This window comes from Pantoea sp. Z09 (assembly GCF_022394795.1).
Taxonomy (GTDB): domain Bacteria; phylum Pseudomonadota; class Gammaproteobacteria; order Enterobacterales; family Enterobacteriaceae; genus Pantoea; species Pantoea latae.
Map to the genome: position 1 here is coordinate 2,616,017 of NZ_CP092373.1, position 23,896 is coordinate 2,639,912.

Here is a 23,896-nt window from a genome sequence, read left to right on the forward strand (position 1 = left end):
GGTTCAGGGTTTATCGCTTCGCCGTTGCTCGACGCACGGGACGGCGCGAATGGGCCGCCGGGGCCGGCGCGCGTTTCACTTTCAGCGCGGCGGGCGCTTCCGGCTGCTCGATGGGAAACACCGGCAGCGCGGCCAGCAAGCGGCTGCCATAGGCTTTGCTCAGCAAACGGCGATCGTAAATCACGATTTCGCCGTAGCACTGATGGCTGCGGATCAGACGGCCTACCTGCTGAATCAGTGTAAAAGAGGCGCTGGGCAAGCTCTGCACTTCAAACGGATAGCGGTTCAGGCTTTTCAGCCATTCGCCCTCGGTCAAAATTACCGGACTGTCCACCGGCGGAAAAGCGATTTTATGAATATGTACCTGACTCAGCAGGTCGCCTTTCAAATCCAGCCCTTCCGCGAATGACTGCAGGCCGATCAGAATGCTGGTTTCGCCCTTCGTCACCCGTTTGCGATGCAGATCCACCAGGCGCGAGCGCGGCTGATCGCCCTGCACCAGCATCGAGAGGCGTAGCTCCGGCAGCTGCGCGACAAACTGCTGCATCGCACGGCCGCTGGCAAAAAGCACCAGCACCCCTTTGTGCTTTGCGGTTTTCATCTGTTGACGGAAGAAAGCCGCCATCTCAGCGATATGCTCCGCCTCGGTCGCCATCAGCGGCTCATAGCGCATCTGCGGGATCACCAGCTTGCCCTGATCGACATGATTGAACGGCGAGTCGAGCGCCACAAAGCGATCGCCCGCTTTTTCATTGAGGCCCGACATCTCCTGCAGGCGACTGAAGCTGTTAAGCGAGCGCAGCGTGGCGGAGGTCACCACCACATGGGGAATTTTACGCCACAGCAGCTTCTCCAGCTGATCGCTGACGCGAATGCCGGCGCAGTGAAACAGCAGATGCGGCTGGCCTTCGCGCAGCTCGCGGCTGATCCATTTGGACACTGGCGCGCCCGAGGCTTTCGGCATCGCCGCCAGCCGCCACAGCTTGCTGACGGACTCAAACCAGCCGAACTGGCGGTTAAGCTGCAGCAAATTGCGGTGCAGGCGCATCAAATCGACGCTGCCGGTCTGCTCGCTCAGGGCGTTGATGAGCCCCTCCGCCAGCCCGCGCAGCGCGTCGCATAGCTTAAACAGGCGCGCGCAGAGCGACAGCAGCTCTTCTGGCAGCTCGCCCAGCACAAAGCGAAATTCTCCTGGCTGATGATCGGCGGGCAGCAGCGGATTCAGCGCCTGGCTCAGCGTGGTCAGCAGTTCGCGCAGCTCGTCGCAGTGCGCTTTAAGGCGCTCCGGGTTGCTGAGCGGCGGCGGTGATTTCGGGCGCATCTGCGTCATAATGCCCTCTACCAGCCGCACGAAGAGATCGAGCTGCAGGCTGCTCCAGCCGGGCGTGATGTCCGCGCTCATCTCCAGCGCGTCGCGCGCCACATCCGGCAGATGATGCCCTTCGTCCAGCACCAGCATCAGCTGTTTCGCCGGCGGCAGCACCGACTCATTTTCCATCGCCGCCATCACCAGCGCGTGGTTCGCTACCACCACGTCAACCTGCTCAATTTCACGGCGAGCGACGAAGAAGGGGCATTCGCGATACCAGCGGCAGTGGGAGCCGAGACAGCTCGCCTTGTCGGTGGAGAGACGCTGCCACAGGCTGTCGCTGATGTTCTCCTCGCTGTGGTCGCGCAGACCATCCCAGGCGTAGCCGCCGAGCGATTTTTCCAGCCGCGCGCACTGCGTCTGCTCCTCTTTGGTGCTGCTCACCGCCTCGTCGTCAAGATAGAGCAGCAGATCGCCCTGCTGATCGTCGCTGGCGGCCAGCGCCGCCAGGTTGCGCGGACAGACGTAGCGCCCGCGCCCGAAAGCGGCGGTAAAGGTCAGATCGGGAATGATCTTTTTCAGCAGTGGCAGATCTTTAGTGAAGATTTGATCCTGCAGCGCCACATTGGCGGTGCTGATGATTAGGGTTTTCTCTTCGGCGCGGCTCGCGGCGATGCCGGGGATCAAATAAGAGAGGGTTTTGCCGACGCCGGTTGGCGCTTCGATGGCCAGATGGCGCGCGTCGTTGCCCGCCAGGCACTTCGCCACTTCGGCGATCATCTGGCGCTGCGGCGCGCGGGGAATAAAGTCCGGCACCTGCTGCTGTAGCGCCTTATACCACTGCGCTATCTGGCTTTTAATTGCTGCTGTCAGGGCCATAGTCGTTTACCGCCGGGTGAAAATGGCCTGTATTTTTACACAGTAATCCGCCAGCGTCAGCTTCAGGGCGCATTTTTTCGCGCCGCCTCGTAGAATTCAGCACCGACACCCTCTTCGCCTGGCCAGCGGCCCGGCTTCGGCGCTATGGTGTGCCCTCACAGCCATTCTCATAAGGAAAGAGAGATGACTTTTGCCCGTATGACGCAGGTAGCGCGCCTGTTTCCAGCTCTCGCGCTGCTGTTTTTCGCCGCTCAGGCGAGCGCGCAGCCAGACTATCAGCTGGAAAAGGTGGTGGAGCTAAGCCGCCACGGCGTTCGCCCGCCGACGCCCGGCAACCGCAGGGAGATGGAGGCCGCCACGCAGCGCCCCTGGCCGATATGGCGCACGCGCGACGGCGAGCTGACCGGCCACGGCTACGCGGCGGTGGTGAATAAGGGACGCTGGGAAGGCGACCATTATCGCCAGCTCGGTTTGCTGACCGCCGGCTGCCCGCAGCCACAGACCATTTATGTGCGCGCCAGCCCGCTGCAGCGTACCCGCGCCACCGCCGAGGCGCTGGTTGACGGCGCTTTCCCCGGCTGCGGCGTCGCGATCCATCACGTGGCGGGCGATGACGATCCGCTGTTCCAGACCGACGCCTTTGCCGCGACCCGCTCCGATCCCGCGCGGCAGCGCGCGGCGGTCGCGGCGACAGCAGGGGATCTGGCCGCGCGCCAGCGGGCGCTGCAGCCGGCCATTCAGGCGTTGAAACAGGCGGTGTGCCTCTCCGAGGCTCGCTGCGCGCTGTTCGATCAGCCCTGGCAGATCCGCCAGAGCAAAAGCGGTAAGCCCTATGTCGCCGGGCTGAGCGTCATGGCGAGCATGGCAGAGACGCTGCGCCTCGGCTGGAGCGAAAACCTGCCGCTCAGCCAGATCGCCTGGGGCAACATCACGCGCGCCTCGCAGATCGGCGCTATCCTGCCGTTGCTGACGGCGAACTACGACCTCAGCAACGATGTGCTCTATACCGCGCAGAAGCGCGGCTCAATTTTGCTCGACGCCATGCTAAAACAGATCGCGGGAGAGGATGCCGCGCCGAATGCGAGCTGGCTCCTGCTGGTAGCGCACGACACGAATATCGCCATGGTGCGCACCCTGATGGGCTTTAGCTGGACGCTGCCCGGCTATACGCGCGGCAATATTCCGCCCGGTAGCAGTCTGGTGCTGGAGCGCTGGCGCGACAACGCCAGCAGCCAGCGCTTTCTGCGCCTCTATTTTCAGGCGCAGAGTCTGGATGCGCTGCGCCGCCTGCAGCCGATCGATGCGGCGCATCCGCTGCTGCGCGAAGAGTGGCGGCAGGCTGACTGTCGCGTGACGCCGGTCGGCACCCTCTGCCCGCTAAAAAGCGCCGTGCGCGCGTTAAGCCAGCAGATCGACCAGCAGGCGGTGACGCCGGTCAGCTATGCCTCGCCCTGACCGTCCAGCCGCTTGCCCAGGCACTGCGCCTGCGGCATCGCGGCATAGGGGCCAAACGACGCAATCGGCTGATAGCCGTGACGCGCGTAAAATGCCAGCGCACGCCCGTTTACGCGTCGCGTTTCCAGCCACAGCTGCTGGTAGCCTGCCTGTCGCGCCTGCTGCTCAAGGAAGGTCAGCAGCGCCGCGCCGACACCGCGGCTCCCCGGCAAGGCGAACATGCGTTTAAGTTCGGCCACGCCAGGCTGTAACGGACGGAACGCGCCGCACCCGACCGGCTGCCGCTGCGCATTGCGCGCCACGGCGAACAGGCGTCCCGGCATCATCATCTCCGCCGCATCAAAGCGGGCGCGGCCGCTGCTGCCGGTCAGCCGTGCCAGCGCGTCGGAAAGCTGATCCAGCAGCCAGCGCGCATCGGGATGATCCGCGCTTTCACGCGCCACCTGAATCATAGCCGGCAAGCCAGCTGCTTAAACATCACCGTCGTCGCCTCTCGTTCGCCGGTAATCGACTCGGCGTAGCCGGGGATCGCACCAGCGATCTGCCAGCCAAGCGACAGATAAAGATCGGTGGCGACGTCGCCGCTGCGGGTGTCGAGCACCAGCAGCGTTTTATCCAGCGCCTGCGCCCGCTGCTCGGCCAGCCGCATCAGCTGGCGCGCAATGCCCTGTCGGCGCGCGTGCGGATGCACCAGCAGCTTGCTCACCTCCGCGCGATGGCGGCCATTCGGCATACTGCCGACGCCGAGCATGACGCAGCCGACCACAACGTCGTGCTGAGAGGCGATAAGCAGCTCGCTCTCGCCGCTGACGAGGTTCGCCGCCCGACGGCGCCAGAACTGCTCTATCACGGCGCGATCCTGCGGGTCGGTAAAGCCGATGCTGGCGCCGTCCGCGACGCACGCCTGCAGCAGATCGCTCAGCTGGGTCAGCCGCTGGCGCGCCTGCGCGACATCTATCCAGGCAAAATTTGTCATGGCTTGCATACCACCAGTAGATAGCGCGCGCCGTCGGTGAGGTGCGCCTCAAACGCGGAGCGGCCTGTGAGATGAAAACGCAGGCAGTCGCCGGTTTGCAGCGTCCAGCTCTGCCCGTCCATGGTGATGGTCAGGCCGCCTTGCTGCAGCCAGATATGCTGCTCCAGCCCCTGCACGGGCGGCGCGTCGTAGTCGATGCGCGCACCGGGACGCAGCTGGCCTTCGACCAGCTCCGCGCGAAAATGAGCGGCGGGCGGCGAAACGTTGCGCCGCACGAAGCCGCTGCTCTCGTCGCGCCATACTGGCTGCTGCTCGGGCGTCAAAAGCAGATCGACGCCCTCTTCCACTTCACTTAGCAGCCGTGACATGGTAAGACCGTAGGCGACGCATAAACGATTTAATAACGCAGCCGTAGGGCTGGTTTCGCCGCGCTCAATACGCGACAATGACGCCCGGCTGATGCCGGTTGCCGTGGCAAGCTCATCAAGCGACCAGCCGCGCTGGAGGCGCAGTTCCGCCAGGCGAGCCGCCAGGCGTTGTTCAGTTTCTGCAATCAGCATCCGCTTCATCTCACATATGGGAAAATTATCTCACATATGAGATTAAGCGTGAAATACGCGCCAGGGTCAACTTGTACACTTAAAAAACATTTGTACAAGTTGATCCTGTTGGTTAATGTTATGGGATTGCTGCAGGAAGTTTGGGGAAGTTATGGCCTTTTACAGTATCGGCGACGTTGCCGAACGCTGTGGAATAAATCCAGTCACGCTGCGCGCGTGGCAACGTCGTTATGGCTTATTAAAGCCGCAACGCTCTGAGGGTGGACATCGTCAGTTTGATGACGAGGATGTTCAGCGCATTGAAGAAATTAAACGCTGGATCGAGAGCGGCGTGCCGGTGGGCAAAGTCAAGGCGCTGCTTGAAGGCGAAAACGTTAACGTTCATGACGGTTGGGTCAATCTTCAGGAAGAGCTGATGAGCGTGCTGCGCCACGTCAGACCGGCCAAGCTGCGGGCGAAAATCGCTACGCTGGGACGCGAAAATCCGGTGGATGCCCTGATCGATCACGTTATTATGCCGGTACGGCAAAAGCTCGGGCTGGATCAAAACACCGCGCGCGTGATGAGCAGCCTGCTGGACGGCGCGCTTATCGACTACGTCGCCTTCTGTCTCGCCGCCAGCCGCAAAAAAGCGGGTAAAGATGCGCTGATCCTCGGCTGGGCGGTGGAAGATCGCACCCGCATCTGGCTGGAAGCCTGGCGTCTCTCGCAGGAGGGATGGCGGCTTGACGTGCTGGCGGAGCCGCTGGATCTGCCGCGGCCGGAACTCTTTCCCGGCCAGACCATTTTTGTCTGGACCGGCAAAAAACTGACCCGTCGCCAGCAGGAGCAGCTGACGCACTGGCAGGAGCAGGGTTTTACCATTCGCGCGCACGAAACGCGCTTTCAGTAAAACGCACGCAGGGCCCTTTTCGCCTCGCCCTGCCCGCGTTATCATCCCCGCCTTTCAGGCTCTAATCAGGTTTCCGCATGAACTGGCAAAAAATCTTCTTCGCAACGCTGTTTTTCATTATGGCCGTCGGCGGCACCGGCGGGCTGATGCTGGTCGGCTACACCCTTATTCTCCACTCACGTTAAGCCGGCGCTGCAGGCGCTCAAACAGGCGATCGCTGACAATCGCCAGCAGCGCTACCAGCAGCGCCCCCTGAATGACATAGGCGGTATTAAAGCCGCTCAGGCCGATGATTACCGGCGAGCCGAGACTCTCCGCGCCCACGGTCGAGGCGATCGCCGCCGTGCCGATATTCACAATCACCGACGTCCGTACCCCTGCCAGAATCACCGGCGCCGCCAGCGCCAGCTCGACCTGCCATAAACGCTGCCAGGGGCTCATGCCGACGCCGTCGGCGATCTCTCGGCTGCTGGCGGGCACGCTGTCCAGCCCGGCCAGCGTGCCCTGCAAAATCGGCAGCAGGCCATAAAGAAACAGCGCCGCGACCGCAGGCCAGGCGCCGAATCCCATCACCGGCACGGCGATCGCCAGCACCGCAACCGGCGGAACGGTCTGCCCGGCCGCCACGATGGTCTCCACCAGCGGTCGAAAGCGCCGTCCTGCGCGCCGCGTGACCAGCACACCGCTGCCAACGCCCGCCAGCAGCGCCAGCGTGCTGGCGGTCACCACCAGAAAGAGATGCGCCAGCGCCAGCTGCACAAAGCTCTCTTGCTGGTAGAGCGGCCGCGCCTGCTCCGGGAACCACCAGGCGAACAGCGGACCGCTGTAGGGCAAACCGACCAGCAGCGCAATAAACAGGATAATCAGCCACAGCAGCGGATCCTTCAGCCAGCGCATTATTGTCCCTCGCGCAGCGTCAGCAGATCGCTGAAGTAGAGCACGCCGAGCGGCTGTTGACGCTCATCCACCACCGGCAGTTTGTCGGTGCGCTGCGCGATAAACTGCGACAGCGCCTCGCGCAGCGACTGGGCGGCCGCCAGCGGCTCGCCTTCCAGCCATTCGCCGCGCCGCGCCGCGTTGCCTACCTGCCCCAGCGACAGCAGGCGCACGCCCAGCTCGCTTCTGCCAAAAAAGTCGCGCACAAAATTGTTTTTCGGCTGGGTCAGCAGCGCAGCGGGCTTGCCCTGCTGCACGATTTCACCGTCGTCCATCAGCACGATGTTGTCCGCCAGCGTCAGCGCCTCGTCGATATCGTGCGTGACCAGCACGATGGTGCGGCCCGACAGACGGTGAATACGCAGCATCTCCTGCTGTAGCGCGCCGCGCGTCACCGGATCGAGCGCGCCGAAAGGCTCATCCATCAGCAGCACCTCTGGATCGGCCGCCAGCGCGCGCGCCACGCCAACGCGCTGCTGCTGCCCGCCGGAGAGCTGATGCGGCAGGCGACGCGCCAGCTGGGCGTCCAGTCCCAGCAGCGCCAGCAGCTCCTCTACCCGCGCGCGAATGCGGGCTTTCGGCCAGCCGAGCAGCGCCGGCACGGTGGCGATATTTTTTTCCACCGTCCAGTGGGGAAACAGGCCGATCGACTGAATGGCGTAGCCCATGCGGCGACGCAGGTCGCGCGCCTCGAGCCGCCGGATCGACTCGCCGGCGAACAGGATCTCGCCTTCGTCAAACTCCACCAGCCGGTTGATCATCTTCAGCGTGGTCGATTTGCCGGAGCCGGAGGTGCCGAGCAGCACGCTGAACTCGCCCTCGCCAATCTGCAGCGTCAGATCTTTCACCGCCGCCTTGCCGGCGAAATGTTTACTCACGCCGTTAAAGTGAATCATGGGTTCTCTCCAGCAGGGAAATCAGCAGGCGGAACAGCGCGTCGATGATAACCGCCAGTGCGATCACCGGGATCACGCCAAGCAGCACCAGATCGAGCGCGCTGCTGAGCAGCCCCTGAAAAATAATGGCGCCGAAGCCGCCCGCGCCGATTAGTGCGGCGACCACCGCCATGCCCAGCGTCTGCACCACCACCACGCGCAGGCCGGCAAGCCACACCGGCAGCGCCAGCGGCACGTCGACGGCGAAAAAGCGCTGCAGCGGGCTCATGCCCATGCCGCGCGCGCTTTCACGCACGTCGCGCGGCACCTGCTGCAACCCGGCCACCACGCTGCGTACCAGCGGCAGCAGCGCGTAGAGCGTCAGCGCGATCAGCGCCGGCGCCATGCCGATGCCGCTGATGCCCCATGCGCCGAGCCAGGGAAAGGTTTTCGCCAGTCCGGCAAGAGGTGCGATCAGCAGGCCGAACAGCGCCACCGACGGCACGGTCTGGATAACGTTCAGCACGCTGAAGACGCCGCTCTGCCACGCCGGACGCCGGTGCAGCAGCACGCCGAGCGGCAGCCCGATCAGCAGCGCCGGCAGCAGGGTGCCGCAGAGCAGCGTCAGGTGACGCGCCAGCGCCGCGTCGAACACCGCGTGACGGTTGGCGTACTCTTTTAGCAGCGACAGCGCGTTCAGCTCGCCGCTAAACAGCATCAGCAGTGGCAGCAGCCAGATCTGTAGATTAAGCAGCAGCCGCCAGAGGCTGTTGCGCGTCAGGTTGCGCGCCAGCTCCGCGCCGAGCAGCAGCGTGACGCCGCACGCCAGCCATAGCCCGCCGCCAAAGCTGGTGCGCGCCAGCGCGCTGCCCTGCGCCGCCAGCCGCGCCGCCTCGTGCCCGCTCAGCCAGATCATGCCGGTCAGCAGCGCGTCGCAGGCGAGCAGCATCAGCGCCAGCGAGACGCGTGACGGCCGCGCCCACAGCAGCAGCCAGAGCGCCGCCAGCGGCAGCGCCAGCCAGCCGGCGTCCTCCGCCTGGCCGAGCATCAGCGGCTGGCCGGAGACCAGCCGGTTGGGGGCGTAGCTCAGGAACGGCAGCCAGTAGAGCGCCAGACTCAGCAGCAACAGCAGCAGCAGCGCAACCGGCTGCCGCCGCGCCGGCAGCATCGCTTCCCGCGATAGCGCCATGGTTTACAGCAGCTTCTGCTGCTGCAGCCATTCGCTCGCCACGCTGCTGGCGTCCTGGCCTTCGACGGCGATTTTCGCGTTCAGCTGCTGCAGGGTTTTCTCATCCAGCTTGCTGAAAACCGGCTTCAGCCAGCTGTCGATGTCGGGATAGGCTTTCAGCACTGACGCGCGGATCACCGGCGTCGGCGCATAGATCGGCTGCACGCCTTTGGGATCGCTCAGGGTTTGCAGGCCCAGTGCCGCCACCGGGCCGTCGGTGCCGTAGGCCATCGCCGCGTTGACGCCGGAGGTCTGCTGCGCCGCCGCCTTAATGGTCACCGCCGTGTCGCCGCCGGCCAGCGAGAGCAGCTGGCTCTGGGTTAATTTGAAATCGTAGGCTTTTTCAAACGCCGGCAGGGCGTCGCCGCGCTCGATAAACTCCGCCGAGGCCGCCAGCTTGAAGGTGCCACCTTTTTTCAGGTAGCGGCTGAGATCCTCCAGCGAGCTGAGCTGGTTCTGCTGCGCCACATCCTGGCGCACCGCGATGGTCCAGGTGTTGTTCGCCGGCGCAGGCGTCAGCCACACCAGCTGATTTTTATCGGCGTCGAGCTTTTTCACCTTCTCATAGCCCTGGCGCGCGTTTTTCCAGGCAGCATCTTTTTCGTCGTTGAAGAAGAAGGCGCCGTTGCCGGTATATTCAGGATAGATATCGAGTTCGCCCGCGGTGATGGCGCCGCGCACTACCTGGGTGGTGCCGAGCTGGATTTTATTCACCGTTTTCACGCCGTGCTTCTCCAGCACCTGCAGGATCACATTGCCCAGCAGCGAACCTTCCGTATCGATTTTCGAACCCACGCGCACGGGATCGGCGGCCTGCGCCGCGCCTGTCGCCAGCAGCAGCGCGGCTGCCGTCAATGCCAGAAAACCAGACCTTGCCATGAGGTATTCCTTTAATTCGGTTATTTGTGAGGTGCTTATAGAGAATAGTCGTTTCGTCATGCATCGCGTAACACATTGCCTGAAGCGTGAAGTGTCGCGCCTCAACTTTTTCATACCGTTATCGGTCTGGTTATAACTGAAAAGAATTTACGTCCAGACGTCTGGACGGTAAGCTGTCCGTTCACTCACAATAATCACAGACAACATCATGACCGATCTTACTTCTTCTTCCGCCCATGTGGCGTTGACAGGGAGCCAGCCCGGCGGCGAAACCCAGTGGATCCGCAGCGCGGCGGACGTGTCGCGCCTGATCAATAGCGGCGACGGCGCGCGCAACAACGCGCGCATCGTGGTGGCGATCGCGCTGGGCGGCGTGTTTCTGGACGCTTACGATCTCGGCGCGCTGGCGTTCGGCATCAAGGATGTGGCGCGCGAGTTCAACCTGACCCCGACCGGCACCGGCATGGTCGCCTCCGCCATTACCTTCGGCGCCATCGTCGGCGCGCTGATCGGCGGCTATCTCACCGATAAAATCGGCCGCTATCGGGTTTTTATGGCGGATATGTTCTTTTTCGTGGTGGCGGCGCTCGCCTGCGCCTTTGCGCCCAACGAGTATGTGCTGGGCGGCGCGCGCTTTGTGATGGGGCTGGGGGTCGGCATCGATCTGCCGGTGGCGATGGCGTTTCTCGCCGAATTTTCCCGCCTGCGCGGCAAGGGCAATAAGGCGGCCAGCGTGGCGATGTGGTGCCCCACCTGGTATGCGGCGATCAGCATCTCCTATCTGCTGGTGCTGCTGCTCTACGCGGTGCTGCCGGAGAGCCACACCGGCTGGCTATGGCGGCTTATTCTCGGCTTCGGCGCGGTGCCTGCGCTGATTATTATCGCCATCCGCAGCCGCTATATGAGCGAGTCGCCGGTGTGGGCAGCGAATCAGGGCGATCTCAACGGCGCGGCGGCGATTCTGCGCAGCGGCTGGAATATTAACGCGCAGGTGGCGGAGGATGCGGCGGCGACGCCGCCTCAGCCCGCGCGTCGCGCCAGCTGGCGCAATTACGGCGCGCTGCTGCGGGGCGTTTACCTGCGCCGCACGCTGCTGGCGACCATTACCTCCGTCGCCTCTTCTTTCGCCTATAACGCGGTGGCGTTTGGCCTGCCGGTGATTATCAGCAGCTTTTTCGCCCAGTCGATGCTGACCACTATTTTAGTGTCGCTGGCGCTTAATCTGCTGTTCGCCTTTGTCGGCGGCGTGCTGGCGGTGCGGCTGGTGCCGCGTCTCGGCGCGTGGAAGATGTCGGTGGCGGGCTACGCCTGTCAGTGCGTGGCGCTGCTGGGCCTGGCGCTGATTGGGCGTCCCGAGGGCGGCCAGGAGGCGGCTATCGCTATCGCTATGCTGGCGCTGTTCCTGTTCGGTCAGGGCTTTGGACCGGGGTCGCACACCATGACCTTCGCCTCGCTTAGCTATCCCACTTCGCTGCGCGGCGTCGGCGTCGGCTTTAACCAGACGCTGATGCGCGGCAGCTCCACGGTGTCGCTGTTTCTGTTTCCGGTGCTGGTTGCCGCGCTGGGCACCGGCGTGTTCTGGGTGATTTTCCTCGCGCCGCTGGCGGGACTGCTGGCGCTGCTGGCGATCCGCTGGGAGCCGTCGGGCTACGATGTGGACGCGGAGGATTTTGCAGAACGTTAAAGAAATGGCCGCCCAATCGGGCGGCCATTTCTCTTTACGCCGGCATACTCAGCGCATTTAAATAGGCGGGTATGCGCGGAAAAGTGTAGAGAAACCAGGGGGTGAACTGCTGCGGCTCCTCCAGCATCGCGCGCTGGATGTCGCTCACCGAGAGATAGCGCCAGTCGTCCGCCTCTTGCGGATCCGGCGTCGGCAGGTCGTCGCTGATGGCGAAATAGACATGACCATACTCATGCTCGGTGAGACCGTTACTGAGCGGCAGGTTATAGCTCAGCTCGAATACCGGCGTCAGCGAGAGTTCCAGCCCCATTTCCTCATACAAGCGGCGCTCTGCCGCCTGCTGGGTCGGCTCGGCGGGATAAGGATGACCGCAGGTGGTGTTGCTCCACAAACCGCCGCAGTGATATTTGCCGCTGGCGCGGCGCTGCAGCAGCAGTTCGCCGCGCGAATTGAACACGTAAACCGTCACCGCGCGATGCAACAATCCCTTCTCATGCACTTCCAGCTTTTCCATTTTACCGGTGGGACGATCGAGATGGTCGACGAGGATAACTTCGATAGCAGACATGGGGATTCCTTAAGATAACTCCTACTATTCTGGCACATCCCAGCCGATTCATGCCGCGTGAATTCGTGCGGTTTCCCGCAAAAAAAAGGGCCCGCCTGCGCGAGCCCCTCCGGGTAAAGATTACAGACGGAAGCTTTGCACCACCTGCTCCAGCTGCACGCTCTGCTCCTCCATCGCCTGGGCGGCGGCGGAGACCTGCTCCACCAGCGCGGCGTTCTGCTGCGTGGTGCCGTCGAGCTGGGTGATGGCGACGTTGACCTGCTCGATGCCCATGCTCTGCTCGCGGCTGGCGGACATGATTTCGCTCATTAGCGTCGTCACGCTGCTGACGCCCTGCATTAGCTCGTCCATGGTTTCTCCCGCCTGCTCCACCAGCTGGCTGCCGGCGTCGATATTGGCCACCGACTCTTCGATCAGCTTTTTAATTTCGCGCGCCGAGTTGGCGGAACGCTGCGCCAGGTTACGCACTTCCGAGGCGACCACCGCGAAGCCGCGGCCCTGCTCGCCCGCCCGCGCCGCCTCCACCGCGGCGTTGAGCGCGAGGATGTTGGTCTGGAAGGCGATGCTGTCGATGACGCTGATAATATCGACCACTTTGCGCGAGGAGTGATGGATTTCGCCCATGGTGCTCACCACCTGACGCACCACCTCGGTGCCGCGCGACGCCACCTGCGACGCGTTGCCCGCCAGCTGGTTGGCGTGGGTGGCGTTATCGGCGTTCTGCCGCACCGTGCCGGTCAGCTGCTCCATAGAGGCCGCGGTTTCAACGATCGAGCTGGCCTGCTCTTCGGTGCGTGACGAGAGGTTGGCGTTGCCGCTGGCGATTTCACGCGAGGCGGCGGTAATCGCCAGCGCGCTGTCGCCGACCTGACGCATCAGCCCCTGCAGATAGCTGATAAAGTTGTTGAAACTCTGCGCCACGGCGTTGAATTCCGGGCTGTTGCTGGCGGGCAAGCGCTGGGTCAGATCGGCCCCGCCCTGCGCCAGCGCGTCGATATTGCGATGCAGCAGGTTAAGGCGCTGCATCATCGAGCGGATAAAGCCCAGCAGCACCAGCAGCAGCACGATCGCCAGCGGGATCTGCACCAGGCCGAGACGCGTCAGCATGCTGTGCGTTTGCGCGGTCAGCAGGCTGGTTGGCACGTCGCTGGCGAGATACCAGGGGCTGCCGGCGATCGCCTGCAGGAACAGCGTATGTTCGCCATCCTCGCCGTCGAAGGTGGTTTCCGTCGGCTGGCTGCCGGCGCTGCCCAGCAGGGATTTCAGCGGCGCCGCCATCGGCAGCTGCAGATCGCTCAGGTTTTCCAGCTTCGGCGTGCCGTCCACCAGCGCGGCGTTGCCCACCACTTTGCCGTCCGCCTCGACAATCAGCACGCGGCCCTGAATGGCGTCGCCCATCTCTTTCGCCAGATGGTTGAAGAAGCCGAGCGTGACGTCAATAGTGGCGACGCCCCAGACGGTGCCGTCGCGATAGATCGCCATGGCGCAGTTGGTGCGCGGCTGCGGGCTGGCAGCGTCCTGGTAGGCTTTCGCCCAGGCGCACTGCCCTTTTGGCGCGGCCATGCCGTCTTTGTACCAGGGCTGCTCCCAGTATTTGTCGGCGGCGTCGGAGTTCCAGTAGGTGTTGACCTGCAGCTGGTTGCTGGCGTTGCGCGCAAAGAAGCTGCTGTCTTTCTCTTTCGCCGCATCGCGTCGATTAGGCAGCGGCCAGATGCCGCCGCCGAAGACGTTGCTGTCCTGATACTGGTTCACCAGCGTCGGCAGTAAGGCGTCGATGGTGGCGCTCTCCATTACCCCCGCCGCCTCGGTAATGGCGCGCTGCTGCGCCTGCACGCGGTTCATCTGCTCGACGATGCCGGTCGCCAGCGCGTCGACCTGGTAGCGCACCAGCTGGCTCTGGTTAGCGGTTAACTGAGGCGCGATAAACTGCTTGATCACCACGACCGTGATCAGCATCAGAACGAGAAAAAAGAGAACAAGAACCGCGGTGAAGCGGGATTGAGTTGTTTTAAGCATCTGCTTTCCCCTGGCAGAATCGGCGCGATTGCCTGATCAGGGTTAACGGCGCGGGCAGAGGTAACTTGAGGCGCGCGCGATCACAAATTTAACAACTCGTTGACAGGGGTAATTATTTAGTTGCTCACCACTGACTCGCGCGCTGCCTGAACAGCGCGCCGCCGTCAGATGTCGCTCTCGACCACCTGCTGGCGCGGACGGAAAATATGGTTATTGCCCGCCGCCAGTAGCCGCTCCGCCAGCTGCTGACCGCCCAGCTCGTCCGCCTGGGCGAAGAGGCGCTCCGCTTCGGTGATGGGCGTCGCCCACAGCAGGTTGGGTCGATCGCCGTCGCGCTTCGGCAGGCTAAACTGCGCGCGCTCGTCCGCCAGCGCGTTCGCCAGCAGGAAACTCTCGAAGCCGACCGGCGCCACTTCAGACGCCAGCGTGTGGCCCTCGCCCAGCCAGGTGAGGCGCGCCCAGGGCAGATGGGCGAATTCCGCCAGCGCGCTCGCCATCTGCACTGCATTGCTCTCGGTCATCACCTCGCCGTCCACCGCCATCGCCAGCTCGATGCGGCGATACTGCGGCGCCAGCTCGTCGAACAGGTAGTCGACCTGCGGCATCGGACGGATGCTCATGCCGAGCGTAAGGAAATACCAGACGCCCTGATGCCAGTGCTGGGAGATGGCCATCGGCGGCCAGCTGCCCTGATCGATAGCGTAATACTTCACCGACTCGCCAAACTGCGCCTGATAGCGCTGCAGCAGCGCCTGCTGCACGCGGTCCCACTCATTGCCGTCATGCCAGTCGCGCCAGAACTGACGCTGGTGCTCGGCGCGCGCGTAGTAGTCGTTGGTGGAGGCGGAACCGAGCGGCGCGGTGAGCCGGTTTGGTTTAATACAGCCGGAGGAGAAGCTCACCTGTTTCTCCTGATAGAGGCTCCAGCCCGGGATCACCGCCAGCAGCTGGCCGTAGTACCAGAGCGCCGCGCCGTCGTCGCTCGGCTCCCAGAGCACCTGCAGACCCGCCGGATCGAGCGGCGGCTCCGCCTCAAGGGTGCGGCAGAACTCGGCGCTGAGCAGCGGCGCGATGCCCTGCTCCATCGCCTCGCGATCCTCCTGGGCCGGCGCCGGCAGCAGATTGCGCAGCCAGCAGCCGCGCACCGCATACTGACTGCGGAACAGATCCGTCGGCCAGATGTAAAAGTAAGCGGTGCGCGCATCCTGCTCGACAATCGCCGTCAGTGTATGTTGCTGATTGTGGACCTCAGCAATCAGAGGTTGGTAAGTCATAGCGCCTCGACAAAGCCTTAGGGATCCATTTCCCCGAGAGTAGAGCAGGATCCGCACTGCCGCCACGTGAGACAAGGGTAAAACTCTCAAAGTCAGATCGACGCCCGATTCCAGCAGTAAGCAACGGTTAAGCAGGCGGCGCGAAAAGCCGCGCAACCGCTCAGCAACGCTAATCCATTGCCCGCCGTGAGGGTGAAACGCTATTCGCGTTTTTCCGCCGCCGCCCCATGCTATGGTCGCGTTATCTCTTTTATCGGAGGCGCATGATGCTGCTGGTTCCCGATTTTTCCTGGCGCGAGTTAGCGCTGCTTGCCCTTTTTCTCCTGCTTCTTTATCGCTACACCTCGCTGACGCTGGCGATCGCGCTGATGGCGCTGGGCCTGCTGGCGCTGGCGCTGCTGCCCGCCGATCTCTGGCCGAGTCTGCTGTCGCTGGGAACGATCGGCGTCGGACTCGGCGTGCTGGCGCACCACTGTCAGCAGCGCCAGGCGACGCTGCGCCGTCAGGCGCGCAGGCCGCGCAGCTATACCCGGCCACACGATGAGTTCCGTACTTAACGCCGGGTTATCTTTTGCCACGCGGCGCGGTTAAGCCGCGCTGCAGCGGCGCCTGCTTTACGCCAGTAAACCGTTAAGAAGACGTTAAGGTTGCCGTCCCATGCGCAGCATGGCGCGGTGATAAGCGCCGCGCGTAATCGACCAGCGCAGGGTTTTCGCCAGCAGCCGCATCTCGGCGTCGAGCAGCGCGCGCGACAGCGCACTGACCTGCTGTCCCGACATCGCCTGCGCCCAGTCGGGCAGCAGCGCCATACCTGATCTCAGCATCACATGCATCGCCGGTTTCGCCTGCCATGTCGGCGCGGGCGCCTCGCGCAGCAGCCGCGTCACCTCGGCGGTGCGCGCATCAAAGCGCAGCTCGCCGCGCATGTCATGCAGATAGCGCGCTACCGCCGCGACGCTTTTCGGCACCTCTGTTGCCCCCAGCGCCTCGGCGATCAGCGCCGCCTCCTGATAGTAGCGATCCTGCTCCGCCAGGCTGAGCCGTGGATTTTTAAAGCGCAAATGGGCGGCGAGAAAGGCGCTGGTTTCGGCGACGTGCACCCAGGTGAGCAGATGTGGATCGCTGGCGGCATAGGGCTGGCCGTAGTTGTCGACGCCGCTGACGCGCAGATGGATCTTTTTGACCCGTTCAATCAGCAGGCTGGCGTCGTGGCGATTGCCGAAGGTGGTGACGGCGATGAACTGACTGGTGCGGCGCAGGCGGCCGAGCATATCCTGGCGAAAGTTAGAGTGATCCCAGACCCCCGCCAGCGCGGAAGGGTGCAGCATCTGCAGCAGCAAGGCGCTGATGCCGCCGCACAGCATTGAGGGAAAGTCGCCGTGCACGCGCCAGATGACGCTGTCCGGGCCGAACAGGCCGGGATCGCCTGGCGGCTGCGAGATGTCGAATTCATTGAGCGCCAGACCGTTAACGCGAAAAACCTGATTCTGGATACGATTGCGAATGGTGTTCACAGCGGGGACCTCGTTCTCCCGGCGGCTGCGCCGGGAGAAGACAGGGTGTGGGGTTACAGATAATCGAACTGCGCGCGCTGGGTGCGTACCGAATCCAGCCCAATCATCACGTTAAACGTGCCTGGCTCCGCCACCTGCTGCATCTGCTGGTTCCAGAACTTTAGCGCGTCCACGTCGATCTTAAAGCTGACCGTCTGCGACTCGCCCGCTTTCAGCATAATGCGCTTAAAGCCGCGCAGGTCGCGCACCGGACGACTGACAGAGGCGACCGGATCGTTAAGATACATCTGCACCACCGTCGCGCCGTCGCGATCGCCGGTGTTGGTCACCGTGACGCTCGCCTCAACCGTGCCGTTGCGCGGCATGGTTTTCGCCGACATTTTCACCGGCGAGACGCTGAAGCTGGTGTAGCTCAGCCCATAGCCAAACGGGTAGAGCGGGCCGTTCACCGTATCATAGTAGTGCGAGGTATATTTATTCGGCTTGGCGTAGTTATAGGGACGTCCGGTCGGCAGATGGTTGTAGTAGAGCGGGATCTGACCCACCGAGCGCGGGAAGGTGATCGGCAGCTTGCCGGACGGGTTGTAGTCGCCGAACAGCACGTCGGCAATGGCGTTGCCGCCTTCCGTTCCGCTGAACCAGGTCTCCACCAGCGCGTCCGCCATGCGATCTTCGTTGACCAGCGTCAGCGGCCGCCCGTTCATCAGCACGATCACCAGCGGCTTGCCGGTGGCCTTCAGCGCCGCCAGCAGCTTCTGCTGACTGGCCGGGATAGTGAGTTCGCTGCGGCTGGAGGCCTCATGCGCCATCCCCTGCGCTTCGCCGACCGCTGCGACCACTACGTCCGCCTGCTTCGCCTTCTCCACCGCCTCGTCGATCATCGCCTGCGGCGTGCGCGCGTCGACCGACACCGCCTGCTCGTAGAGATTAAGGAAGTCCTGAATGCCTTTGTTGTCGCTGATATTGGCACCTTTGGCGTAGAGCAGCGTCGCTTTGCCCGCCGTGGCGTTGCGCATGCCCTGCAGCAGGCTCACCGACTGTTTCGCCACGCCCGCCGCCGACCAGCTGCCCATGATGTCGCGCTGGCTGTCGGCCAGCGGTCCAATCAGCGCGATGGTACCGGCGCGCTTCAGCGGCAGGGTCTCCAGACGGTTTTTCAGCAGCACAATGCTTTTGCGCGCCACGTCGCGCGCGTCGGCGCGATGCAGACGGCTTTCCGCATTGGTGTCCTGCGGGTCGCTTTCCTTCGGACCGAGATGGCTGTAGGGATCGTTAAACAGCCCCATATCATATTTGACGTTGAGCACATGACGCGCCGCGTCGTCGATCTCCGCCATGCTTACCGCACCGCGTTTCACCAGCCCCGGCAGATATTTGCTGTAGTACTCGTCGCTCATGCTCATGTCGATGCCCGACTTCAGGGCGACGCGCACCGCATCCTCGGGATCGCTCGCCACGCCGTGCTTGAGCAGCTCTTTGATGGCGCCGTGGTCGCTGATGGTGATGCCTTTAAATTTCCACTCGTCGCGCAGCACCGTTTTCAGCAGCCAGCCGTCGGCGGTGGCGGGCACGCCGTTGAGCGAGTTAAGCGCCACCATGACGCCGCCGCTGCCCGCGTCCAGCGAGGCTTTATAGGGCGGCAGATAGTCCTGAAACAGGCGCTGCGAACTCATGTCCACCGTGTTGTAGTCGCGGCCGCCCTCAATGCCGCCATAGGCGGCGAAGTGCTTGACGCTGGTCATTACCGCATAGCGATCGGCGGCGCTTTTGCCCTGCATCGCCTTCACCATGGTGCTGCCCATCTGCGAGGAGAGCCAGGTGTCTTCGCCGAACCCTTCGGAGATGCGGCCCCAGCGCGGCTCGCGGCTGACGTCCACCATCGGCGCCCAGGTCATATTCAGCCCGTCGTCGGCGGCTTCATAGGCGGAGACGCGCCCGACTGTACTGACGGCGTCCAGATCCCAGCTCGACGCAAGGCCAAGGGGAATCGGGAAAATGGTGCGCTGGCCGTGCACCACGTCATAGGCGAAAAAGAGCGGGATCTTCAGGCGGCTGAGCTGCATCACCTGATCCTGCATGGCGCGAATATCCTGACGCGTTACGGTGTTGAAGATGGCGCCGACCTGCCCTTTGTGGATCATGTCGCGAATCGCTTCTTTCGGGTTGTCCGGCCCGACGCTGATCAGCCTGAGCTGGCCTATTTTTTCATCCAGCGTCATCTGGCTAAGCAGTTGGTTAACAAAGGCGTCGCGCGCCTGCGCGTTCATCGGATGAGGGCCAATTAGCTCCTCAGCCAGCGCGGGTTGCAGCGCGAGGGAGACAGCGAGACTAACAGAGTAAATCCATTTCATCAGGTCGGGTTCTCTTAAGTAACTGCGCAATATCGAATTAACAGCCGGCAGTGTGCCACAAGTTGAGAATAGCAGGTAGCCGTCAGCGTCACACTGCGCCCCGCTTTTCCCTGACGTGCTACAGTAAGGTCGCCATGTTATGACAAGGGAGTTGCACATGATCCATTCCGCTTTACTTGCCGACCTGCGCCGCCACGTTGGCGCCTCCCATCTGCTCACCGATCCGGCGCAGACCGCCCGCTACCGCAAAGGCTTTCGCTCCGGCGAGGGCGACGCGCTGGCGGTGGCGTTTCCCGGCACGCTGCTGGAGCTGTGGCGGCTGCTGCAGACGCTGGTCAGCGCCGACGCCATTATTCTGATGCAGGCGGCCAACACCGGCCTGACGGAAGGATCGACGCCCAGCGGCAGCGATTACGATCGGCCGGTGGTGATTATCAGCACGCGGCGGCTCGATAAGCTGCAGCTGATCGACGACGGCAGGCAGGTGCTCGCCTTCCCAGGCAGCACCCTGTATCAGCTGGAGAAAACGCTGAAGCCGCTCAATCGCGAACCCCATTCGGTGATCGGCTCCTCCTGCATCGGCGCCTCGGTGCTGGGCGGCATCTGCAATAACTCCGGCGGCTCGCTGATTAAACGCGGTCCCGCCTACAGCGAGATGGCGCTGTTCGCCCAGGTGGATGAAACGGGCAAGCTGAAGCTGGTGAACCATCTTGGCATCGATCTCGGCGCCTCGCCGGAAGAGATACTGGGGCGGCTGGATGACGAGCGCTGGCGCGCGGAGGATGTGCAGCACGACGAACGTCACGCTTCCGATCCCGACTACGCCGATCGCGTGCGGCACGTCGACGCCGATACCCCGGCGCGCTTCAACGCCGATGCGCGTCGGCTGTTCGAGGCCTCTGGCTGTGCCGGCAAGCTGGCGGTGTTTGCGGTGCGGCTGGATACCTTCCCCTGCGAGCCGAAGCAGCAGGTGTTCTATATCGGCACCAACGATCCCGCGGTGCTGAGCGAGATCCGCCGCCATATTCTCGCCCATTTTACCCACCTGCCGGTGGCGGGCGAATATATGCATCGCGATATCTATGACATCGCCGAAGTCTATGGCAAAGACACCTTTCTGATGATCGACAAACTCGGCACCGACAAGATGCCGCTGTTTTTCACGCTAAAGGGCCGCGTCGACGGCTGGCTGGCGAAGCTGAGCTTTGTGAAGCCGCACTTTACCGATCGCCTGCTGCAGCGCCTCAGCGCCCTGTTCCCGGCGCATCTGCCGACGCGCATGAAGCAGTATCGCGATAAGTATGCCCATCATCTGCTGCTGAAGATGTCCGGCGCGGGCGTCGACGAGGCGCGCGACTATCTGAAGGATTATTTCCGCGAAGGCGGCGGCGAGTTTTTCGAGTGCGAAGGCAAAGAAGGGGCGCACGCCTTTCTGCATCGCTTCGCGGCGGCAGGCGCGGCGGTGCGCTATCACGCGGTGCACGCCGACGAGGTCGAAGAGATTCTGGCGCTCGATATTGCCCTGCGCCGCAACGATCGCGACTGGTTTGAAACCCTGCCGCCGGAGATTACCCAGTCGCTGAGCCATCGCCTCTATTACGGCCACTTTTTCTGCCACGTTTTCCATCAGGATTACATTGTGAAAAAAGGGGTGGACGCCCATGCGCTGAAGGCGCAGATGCTGGCGATTCTGGAGGCGCGCGGCGCGGAGTATCCGGCGGAGCATAACGTCGGCCATCTCTATCGGGCGAAGCCGCAGCTGGCGGACTTCTATCGCCAGCTCGACCCGACCAATACGTTTAATCCGGGGATTGGCAAAACCAGCAAGCAGAAAGGCTGGGCAGTGAAGGCGTAAGAAAGCGCCGCTTTCAGGTGAGGATATCCTGACAGGCAATGCGGATGACGGTCAGATCCCGTCATCCGCGTCGGACTTAAGGCAGCGGATCCGCCGCCTGCTCCGCCATCTGCTGGCGGCGCTCGATAATCATGGTCTGCGGCGTCGACAGCACGATGCCCTCTTTGCGCAGGCGCGTCAGAATATCGAACAGCAGGTCGCTTTTCGCGCCGGAAATCTGGCGCTGGCTGGCGACGTTGCCGGTGACGCTCAACACAATGCCCTGCGACGTCAGATCCTTAAAAGAGACCGACGGCTCCGGCGTGTCGAGAATACGTTCGTTCTCGTTATAGACCTCCAGCAGCAGCTCGCGCACCCGCACCGGATCGATATTGAGCGGGAAGGTCAGCGTAATCGTCACCACGCCCTGCGCGTTGCCCATGGTGGCGTTGCGCACGTTCTGCGAGATAAACTGCGAGTTCGGCACGATCACCGTCGACTTGTCGCCCAGCTGGATCTCGGTGGCGCGCACGTTGATGCGGCGAATATCTCCCTCGATGCCGCTGATGGTCACCAGATCGCCCACCTTCACCGGACGTTCGGTCAGCAGGATCAGGCCGGAGATAAAGTTCTTCACAATCTCCTGCAAACCAAAACCGATACCGACCGACAGCGCGCTGACAATCCACGCCAGCTTGTTCCACTGCAGGCCCATAATCGACAGCGTCAGCAGGATCACCAGCACATAGCCGATATTGCTGAACAGCGTCACCAGCGACACGCGCATGCCGGCGTCCATGGTGGTCTTCGGCAGGAAATCGTTGTCGAGCCAGCGGCGCACGGCGCGCAGCACATAGATGCCCACCACCAGACAGATAATGGCGTTGACCATATGCGCCGGCACGATATTGAGCGACTCCAGCCCTTTGCCACCCCAGAATTCGATCGCCTTCTGCAGCAGCTCAATCGGCGTTGACGAGGCGAAGGTGCCGTTAAGCAGCGCCAGCGCCACAAAGCCGATCAGCAGGGTTTTGCCCAGCGCCGCCAGCAGCGTCGCCGCCTGCTGCAGGTGGCGCTCGTCGATATTGAGCGAGGTCTGCAGGCGTCGGCCGGTCAGGCTGTTGACGGAAAAGAGGCTTTCGCAGCCGTCGTTAACCAGATGGCTAAGGAAGTAGAACGAGCCGAACAGAATGCCGCACCACACCACCTCGTAGCTCAGGAAGCGCGCCAGGGTGACGTAGCCGATGATCAGCGACAGCAGAATGGCGACCGCCGTCAGCGTCAGCGCCATCTGGATCAGCCCCACCAGCGTCGAGCGCACCTCCGGCGCGCTCCCTTCCTGCACCATGCGACGCCGCACGCGGTTGGTGCGCATGCTGATCGCCAGCGCGGTGCTGCCGATCAGCAGCGCCGTCAGGCCGTTGGCGAAAATCGTGGTGTTCAGGCTGGTGCCGACGGTGTAGTTGAAGTTCTCTACCGTCTGGAAGATAAACACCAGCGCGGCGGTGATCGGCGGGAACGGCTTCAGCGCCAGCGCAACCTCGTTAGAGATGGCGGGCAGACGCCAGCTTGGGCGACGCGTCGAGAGAAAAGCGCGACCGAGGCCGGCGATCAGGCCGCAGAAGACGCTAAGCTTCACCAGGCTGACCACAAAATCCTGCACGTCGCCGGAAACCTCATCGCGGCGGGCGAACGCCAGCGCGGTGAAGTTAAAGGTCAGCACCACCGCCGCCAGCGTGGTCAGGGCGATGGCCGCGGCGAGGAAGCTGCGGCGTAGCCGCCCTTCCGGCATCTTATGAATGCTGATCCAGGCAAGAAACTCTTCGCTGTAGCGGCGCCCCAGCGTCATTACCAGCATCGCCGCCAGCAGCCAGGCGATAGTGCCGAAGCGGTAGCCCGGCTCCCACGACAGCGCGGCGGTGTCTTTCAGGTCCTGCAGAAAATCGTCGATCTTCTCGTTATCGAGATCCTGCTTCACAAACAGCGGCGCCCAGAAGCGCGGGCCGAGAATACTGCCGGAGTTAAGCGCCAGCTGGGTTTTCATCAGATCGCGCCGCAGGTTGGTGATCTGCGACGAAAGCATCAGCGCGCTGTTTTTGATGCCGTCCGCCTGCTTGATCTGATCGTCCAGCTTGCTTTTCTGCGCCTCCAGCGAGCTGCGTTTCCGCGTCACTTCCGGCGTCTCTTTCACGCCGCTGTCTGCTTTGGGCGCCGGGCCCAGCACCGCCAGCTGCGCGTCGAGCTGCTGACGCTGCGGCTGAAGCGCCTGCGCCAGCGTATCGGCGTTGCCCGACAGCTCCAGCGCCATCTCATTCAGCTGCGTCAGCTGGTTTTCGTTGGTCTGCCCCGACACCTGACCTTTGATCTTGTCGAGGACCTTCTGCATTTTCGGCAGTTCAACCGCCGCGTTCACTTTGGGCGCGGCGTCGGTTTGCTGCGCGGCATCGGTTGCCGCGTCGTCTGCCTGACTCACGGCGGGGAACAGCGCCGCCGTCAACAGCATCAGCAGCGGGAAAAAGAGGCGTAACCTATACATAAGCGTGGGATTCCAGCACAAATTCAGGCGATCAGTTATCGCATTGGCGCGTAGTTTAGGGCCAGGCGCACCGGGAAACTATAGGAATGCTGGCCGTTCTCAGCGAGTGAAACAAGGCGTCCGCGCGGGC

Annotated in this window: 19 protein-coding genes; 5 read left to right on the top strand and 14 right to left on the bottom strand. The window is 63.1% G+C overall.

All coding sequences use genetic code 11. The features are described 5' to 3' along the window. Positions 1-10: 10 nt before the first annotated feature. Positions 11-2,188, bottom strand: a complete 2,178-nt coding sequence (dinG, locus tag MC269_RS12515) for an ATP-dependent DNA helicase DinG (protein ID WP_239952602.1) — start codon at positions 2,186-2,188, stop codon at positions 11-13. Between the two features lie 183 nt (positions 2,189-2,371). Here dinG and MC269_RS12520 point away from each other — a divergent pair, with 183 nt between their 5' ends. Beyond that, positions 2,372-3,643, top strand: coding sequence for a histidine-type phosphatase (locus MC269_RS12520; protein WP_239952603.1), 1,272 nt, complete (start codon positions 2,372-2,374; stop codon positions 3,641-3,643). On the opposite strand, the gene MC269_RS12525 is transcribed toward MC269_RS12520, so the two are convergent. The 3 genes from MC269_RS12525 to MC269_RS12535 are packed head-to-tail and all read right to left on the bottom strand — an operon-like array spanning position 3,628 to position 5,179. Next, positions 3,628-4,095, bottom strand: coding sequence for a GNAT family N-acetyltransferase (locus MC269_RS12525; RefSeq protein ID WP_239955116.1), 468 nt, complete (start codon positions 4,093-4,095; stop codon positions 3,628-3,630). The genes MC269_RS12520 and MC269_RS12525 overlap by 16 nt on opposite strands. Continuing rightward, positions 4,092-4,619, bottom strand: coding sequence for a GNAT family N-acetyltransferase (locus MC269_RS12530; RefSeq protein WP_239952604.1), 528 nt, complete (start codon positions 4,617-4,619; stop codon positions 4,092-4,094). The genes MC269_RS12525 and MC269_RS12530 overlap by 4 nt, the downstream gene beginning before the upstream one ends. Then, positions 4,616-5,179: a helix-turn-helix domain-containing protein gene (locus MC269_RS12535; protein WP_081136064.1), complete on the bottom strand. Its 564-nt coding sequence runs from the start codon at positions 5,177-5,179 to the stop codon at positions 4,616-4,618. Before MC269_RS12535 ends, MC269_RS12530 begins: the two co-directional genes overlap by 4 nt. Positions 5,180-5,330: 151 nt before the next feature. On the opposite strand from MC269_RS12535, the gene MC269_RS12540 reads away from it, so the two are divergent. After that, positions 5,331-6,071, top strand: a complete 741-nt coding sequence (locus tag MC269_RS12540) for a MerR family transcriptional regulator (protein WP_081136066.1) — start codon at positions 5,331-5,333, stop codon at positions 6,069-6,071. A 165-nt stretch (positions 6,072-6,236) separates the two neighbouring features. Here MC269_RS12540 and MC269_RS12545 read toward each other — a convergent pair whose 3' ends face one another. The 4 genes from MC269_RS12545 to MC269_RS12560 are packed head-to-tail and all read right to left on the bottom strand — an operon-like array spanning position 6,237 to position 9,989. Further along, positions 6,237-6,968: an ABC transporter permease gene (locus MC269_RS12545; protein WP_239952605.1), complete on the bottom strand. Its 732-nt coding sequence runs from the start codon at positions 6,966-6,968 to the stop codon at positions 6,237-6,239. Continuing rightward, positions 6,968-7,903 (bottom strand): ABC transporter ATP-binding protein, encoded by a 936-nt coding sequence (locus MC269_RS12550; RefSeq protein WP_239952606.1) that lies wholly within the window; start codon positions 7,901-7,903, stop codon positions 6,968-6,970. Before MC269_RS12550 ends, MC269_RS12545 begins: the two co-directional genes overlap by 1 nt. After that, positions 7,890-9,071 carry an ABC transporter permease gene (locus tag MC269_RS12555; RefSeq protein WP_081136075.1) on the bottom strand — a complete coding sequence of 394 codons (1,182 nt, stop codon included), beginning with the start codon at positions 9,069-9,071 and terminating at the stop codon, positions 7,890-7,892. The genes MC269_RS12550 and MC269_RS12555 overlap by 14 nt, the downstream gene beginning before the upstream one ends. A 3-nt stretch (positions 9,072-9,074) precedes the next feature. After that, positions 9,075-9,989 (bottom strand): ABC transporter substrate-binding protein, encoded by a 915-nt coding sequence (locus MC269_RS12560; protein ID WP_081136078.1) that lies wholly within the window; start codon positions 9,987-9,989, stop codon positions 9,075-9,077. A 208-nt stretch (positions 9,990-10,197) separates the two neighbouring features. On the opposite strand from MC269_RS12560, the gene MC269_RS12565 reads away from it, so the two are divergent. After that, on the top strand, positions 10,198-11,673 hold the full coding sequence (locus tag MC269_RS12565; protein WP_239952607.1) for an MFS transporter: 1,476 nt from the start codon (positions 10,198-10,200) through the stop codon (positions 11,671-11,673). A 34-nt stretch (positions 11,674-11,707) separates the two neighbouring features. On the opposite strand, the gene idi is transcribed toward MC269_RS12565, so the two are convergent. From idi to MC269_RS12580, 3 genes are all read right to left on the bottom strand, one after another. Continuing rightward, positions 11,708-12,241, bottom strand: coding sequence for an isopentenyl-diphosphate Delta-isomerase (idi, locus tag MC269_RS12570; protein ID WP_081136084.1), 534 nt, complete (start codon positions 12,239-12,241; stop codon positions 11,708-11,710). Between the two features lie 120 nt (positions 12,242-12,361). After that, the gene (locus tag MC269_RS12575; protein WP_239952608.1) at positions 12,362-14,257 is read right to left on the bottom strand and encodes a methyl-accepting chemotaxis protein; all 1,896 of its coding nucleotides are present in this window, start codon (positions 14,255-14,257) and stop codon (positions 12,362-12,364) included. 164 nt (positions 14,258-14,421) lie between these two features. Beyond that, positions 14,422-15,531 (bottom strand): suppressor of fused domain protein, encoded by a 1,110-nt coding sequence (locus MC269_RS12580; protein WP_239952609.1) that lies wholly within the window; start codon positions 15,529-15,531, stop codon positions 14,422-14,424. Positions 15,532-15,794: 263 nt separating this feature from the next. Here MC269_RS12580 and MC269_RS12585 point away from each other — a divergent pair, with 263 nt between their 5' ends. Next, a complete protein-coding gene (locus MC269_RS12585; protein ID WP_239952610.1) occupies positions 15,795-16,088 on the top strand; it encodes a hypothetical protein in 294 nt (97 codons plus the stop codon). A gap of 84 nt (positions 16,089-16,172) precedes the next feature. Here MC269_RS12585 and MC269_RS12590 read toward each other — a convergent pair whose 3' ends face one another. Next, the gene (locus MC269_RS12590; RefSeq protein ID WP_239952611.1) at positions 16,173-17,045 is read right to left on the bottom strand and encodes an oxygenase MpaB family protein; all 873 of its coding nucleotides are present in this window, start codon (positions 17,043-17,045) and stop codon (positions 16,173-16,175) included. Between the two features lie 53 nt (positions 17,046-17,098). Next, positions 17,099-19,396, bottom strand: coding sequence for a beta-glucosidase BglX (gene bglX, locus MC269_RS12595; protein WP_239952612.1), 2,298 nt, complete (start codon positions 19,394-19,396; stop codon positions 17,099-17,101). A gap of 157 nt (positions 19,397-19,553) precedes the next feature. Between bglX and dld the strand changes: the two genes are divergently transcribed. Then, the gene (gene dld, locus MC269_RS12600; RefSeq protein WP_239952613.1) at positions 19,554-21,251 is read left to right on the top strand and encodes a D-lactate dehydrogenase; all 1,698 of its coding nucleotides are present in this window, start codon (positions 19,554-19,556) and stop codon (positions 21,249-21,251) included. 76 nt (positions 21,252-21,327) lie between these two features. Here dld and MC269_RS12605 read toward each other — a convergent pair whose 3' ends face one another. Continuing rightward, positions 21,328-23,766: a DUF3772 domain-containing protein gene (locus tag MC269_RS12605; RefSeq protein ID WP_239952614.1), complete on the bottom strand. Its 2,439-nt coding sequence runs from the start codon at positions 23,764-23,766 to the stop codon at positions 21,328-21,330. Positions 23,767-23,896: the final 130 nt, after the last annotated feature.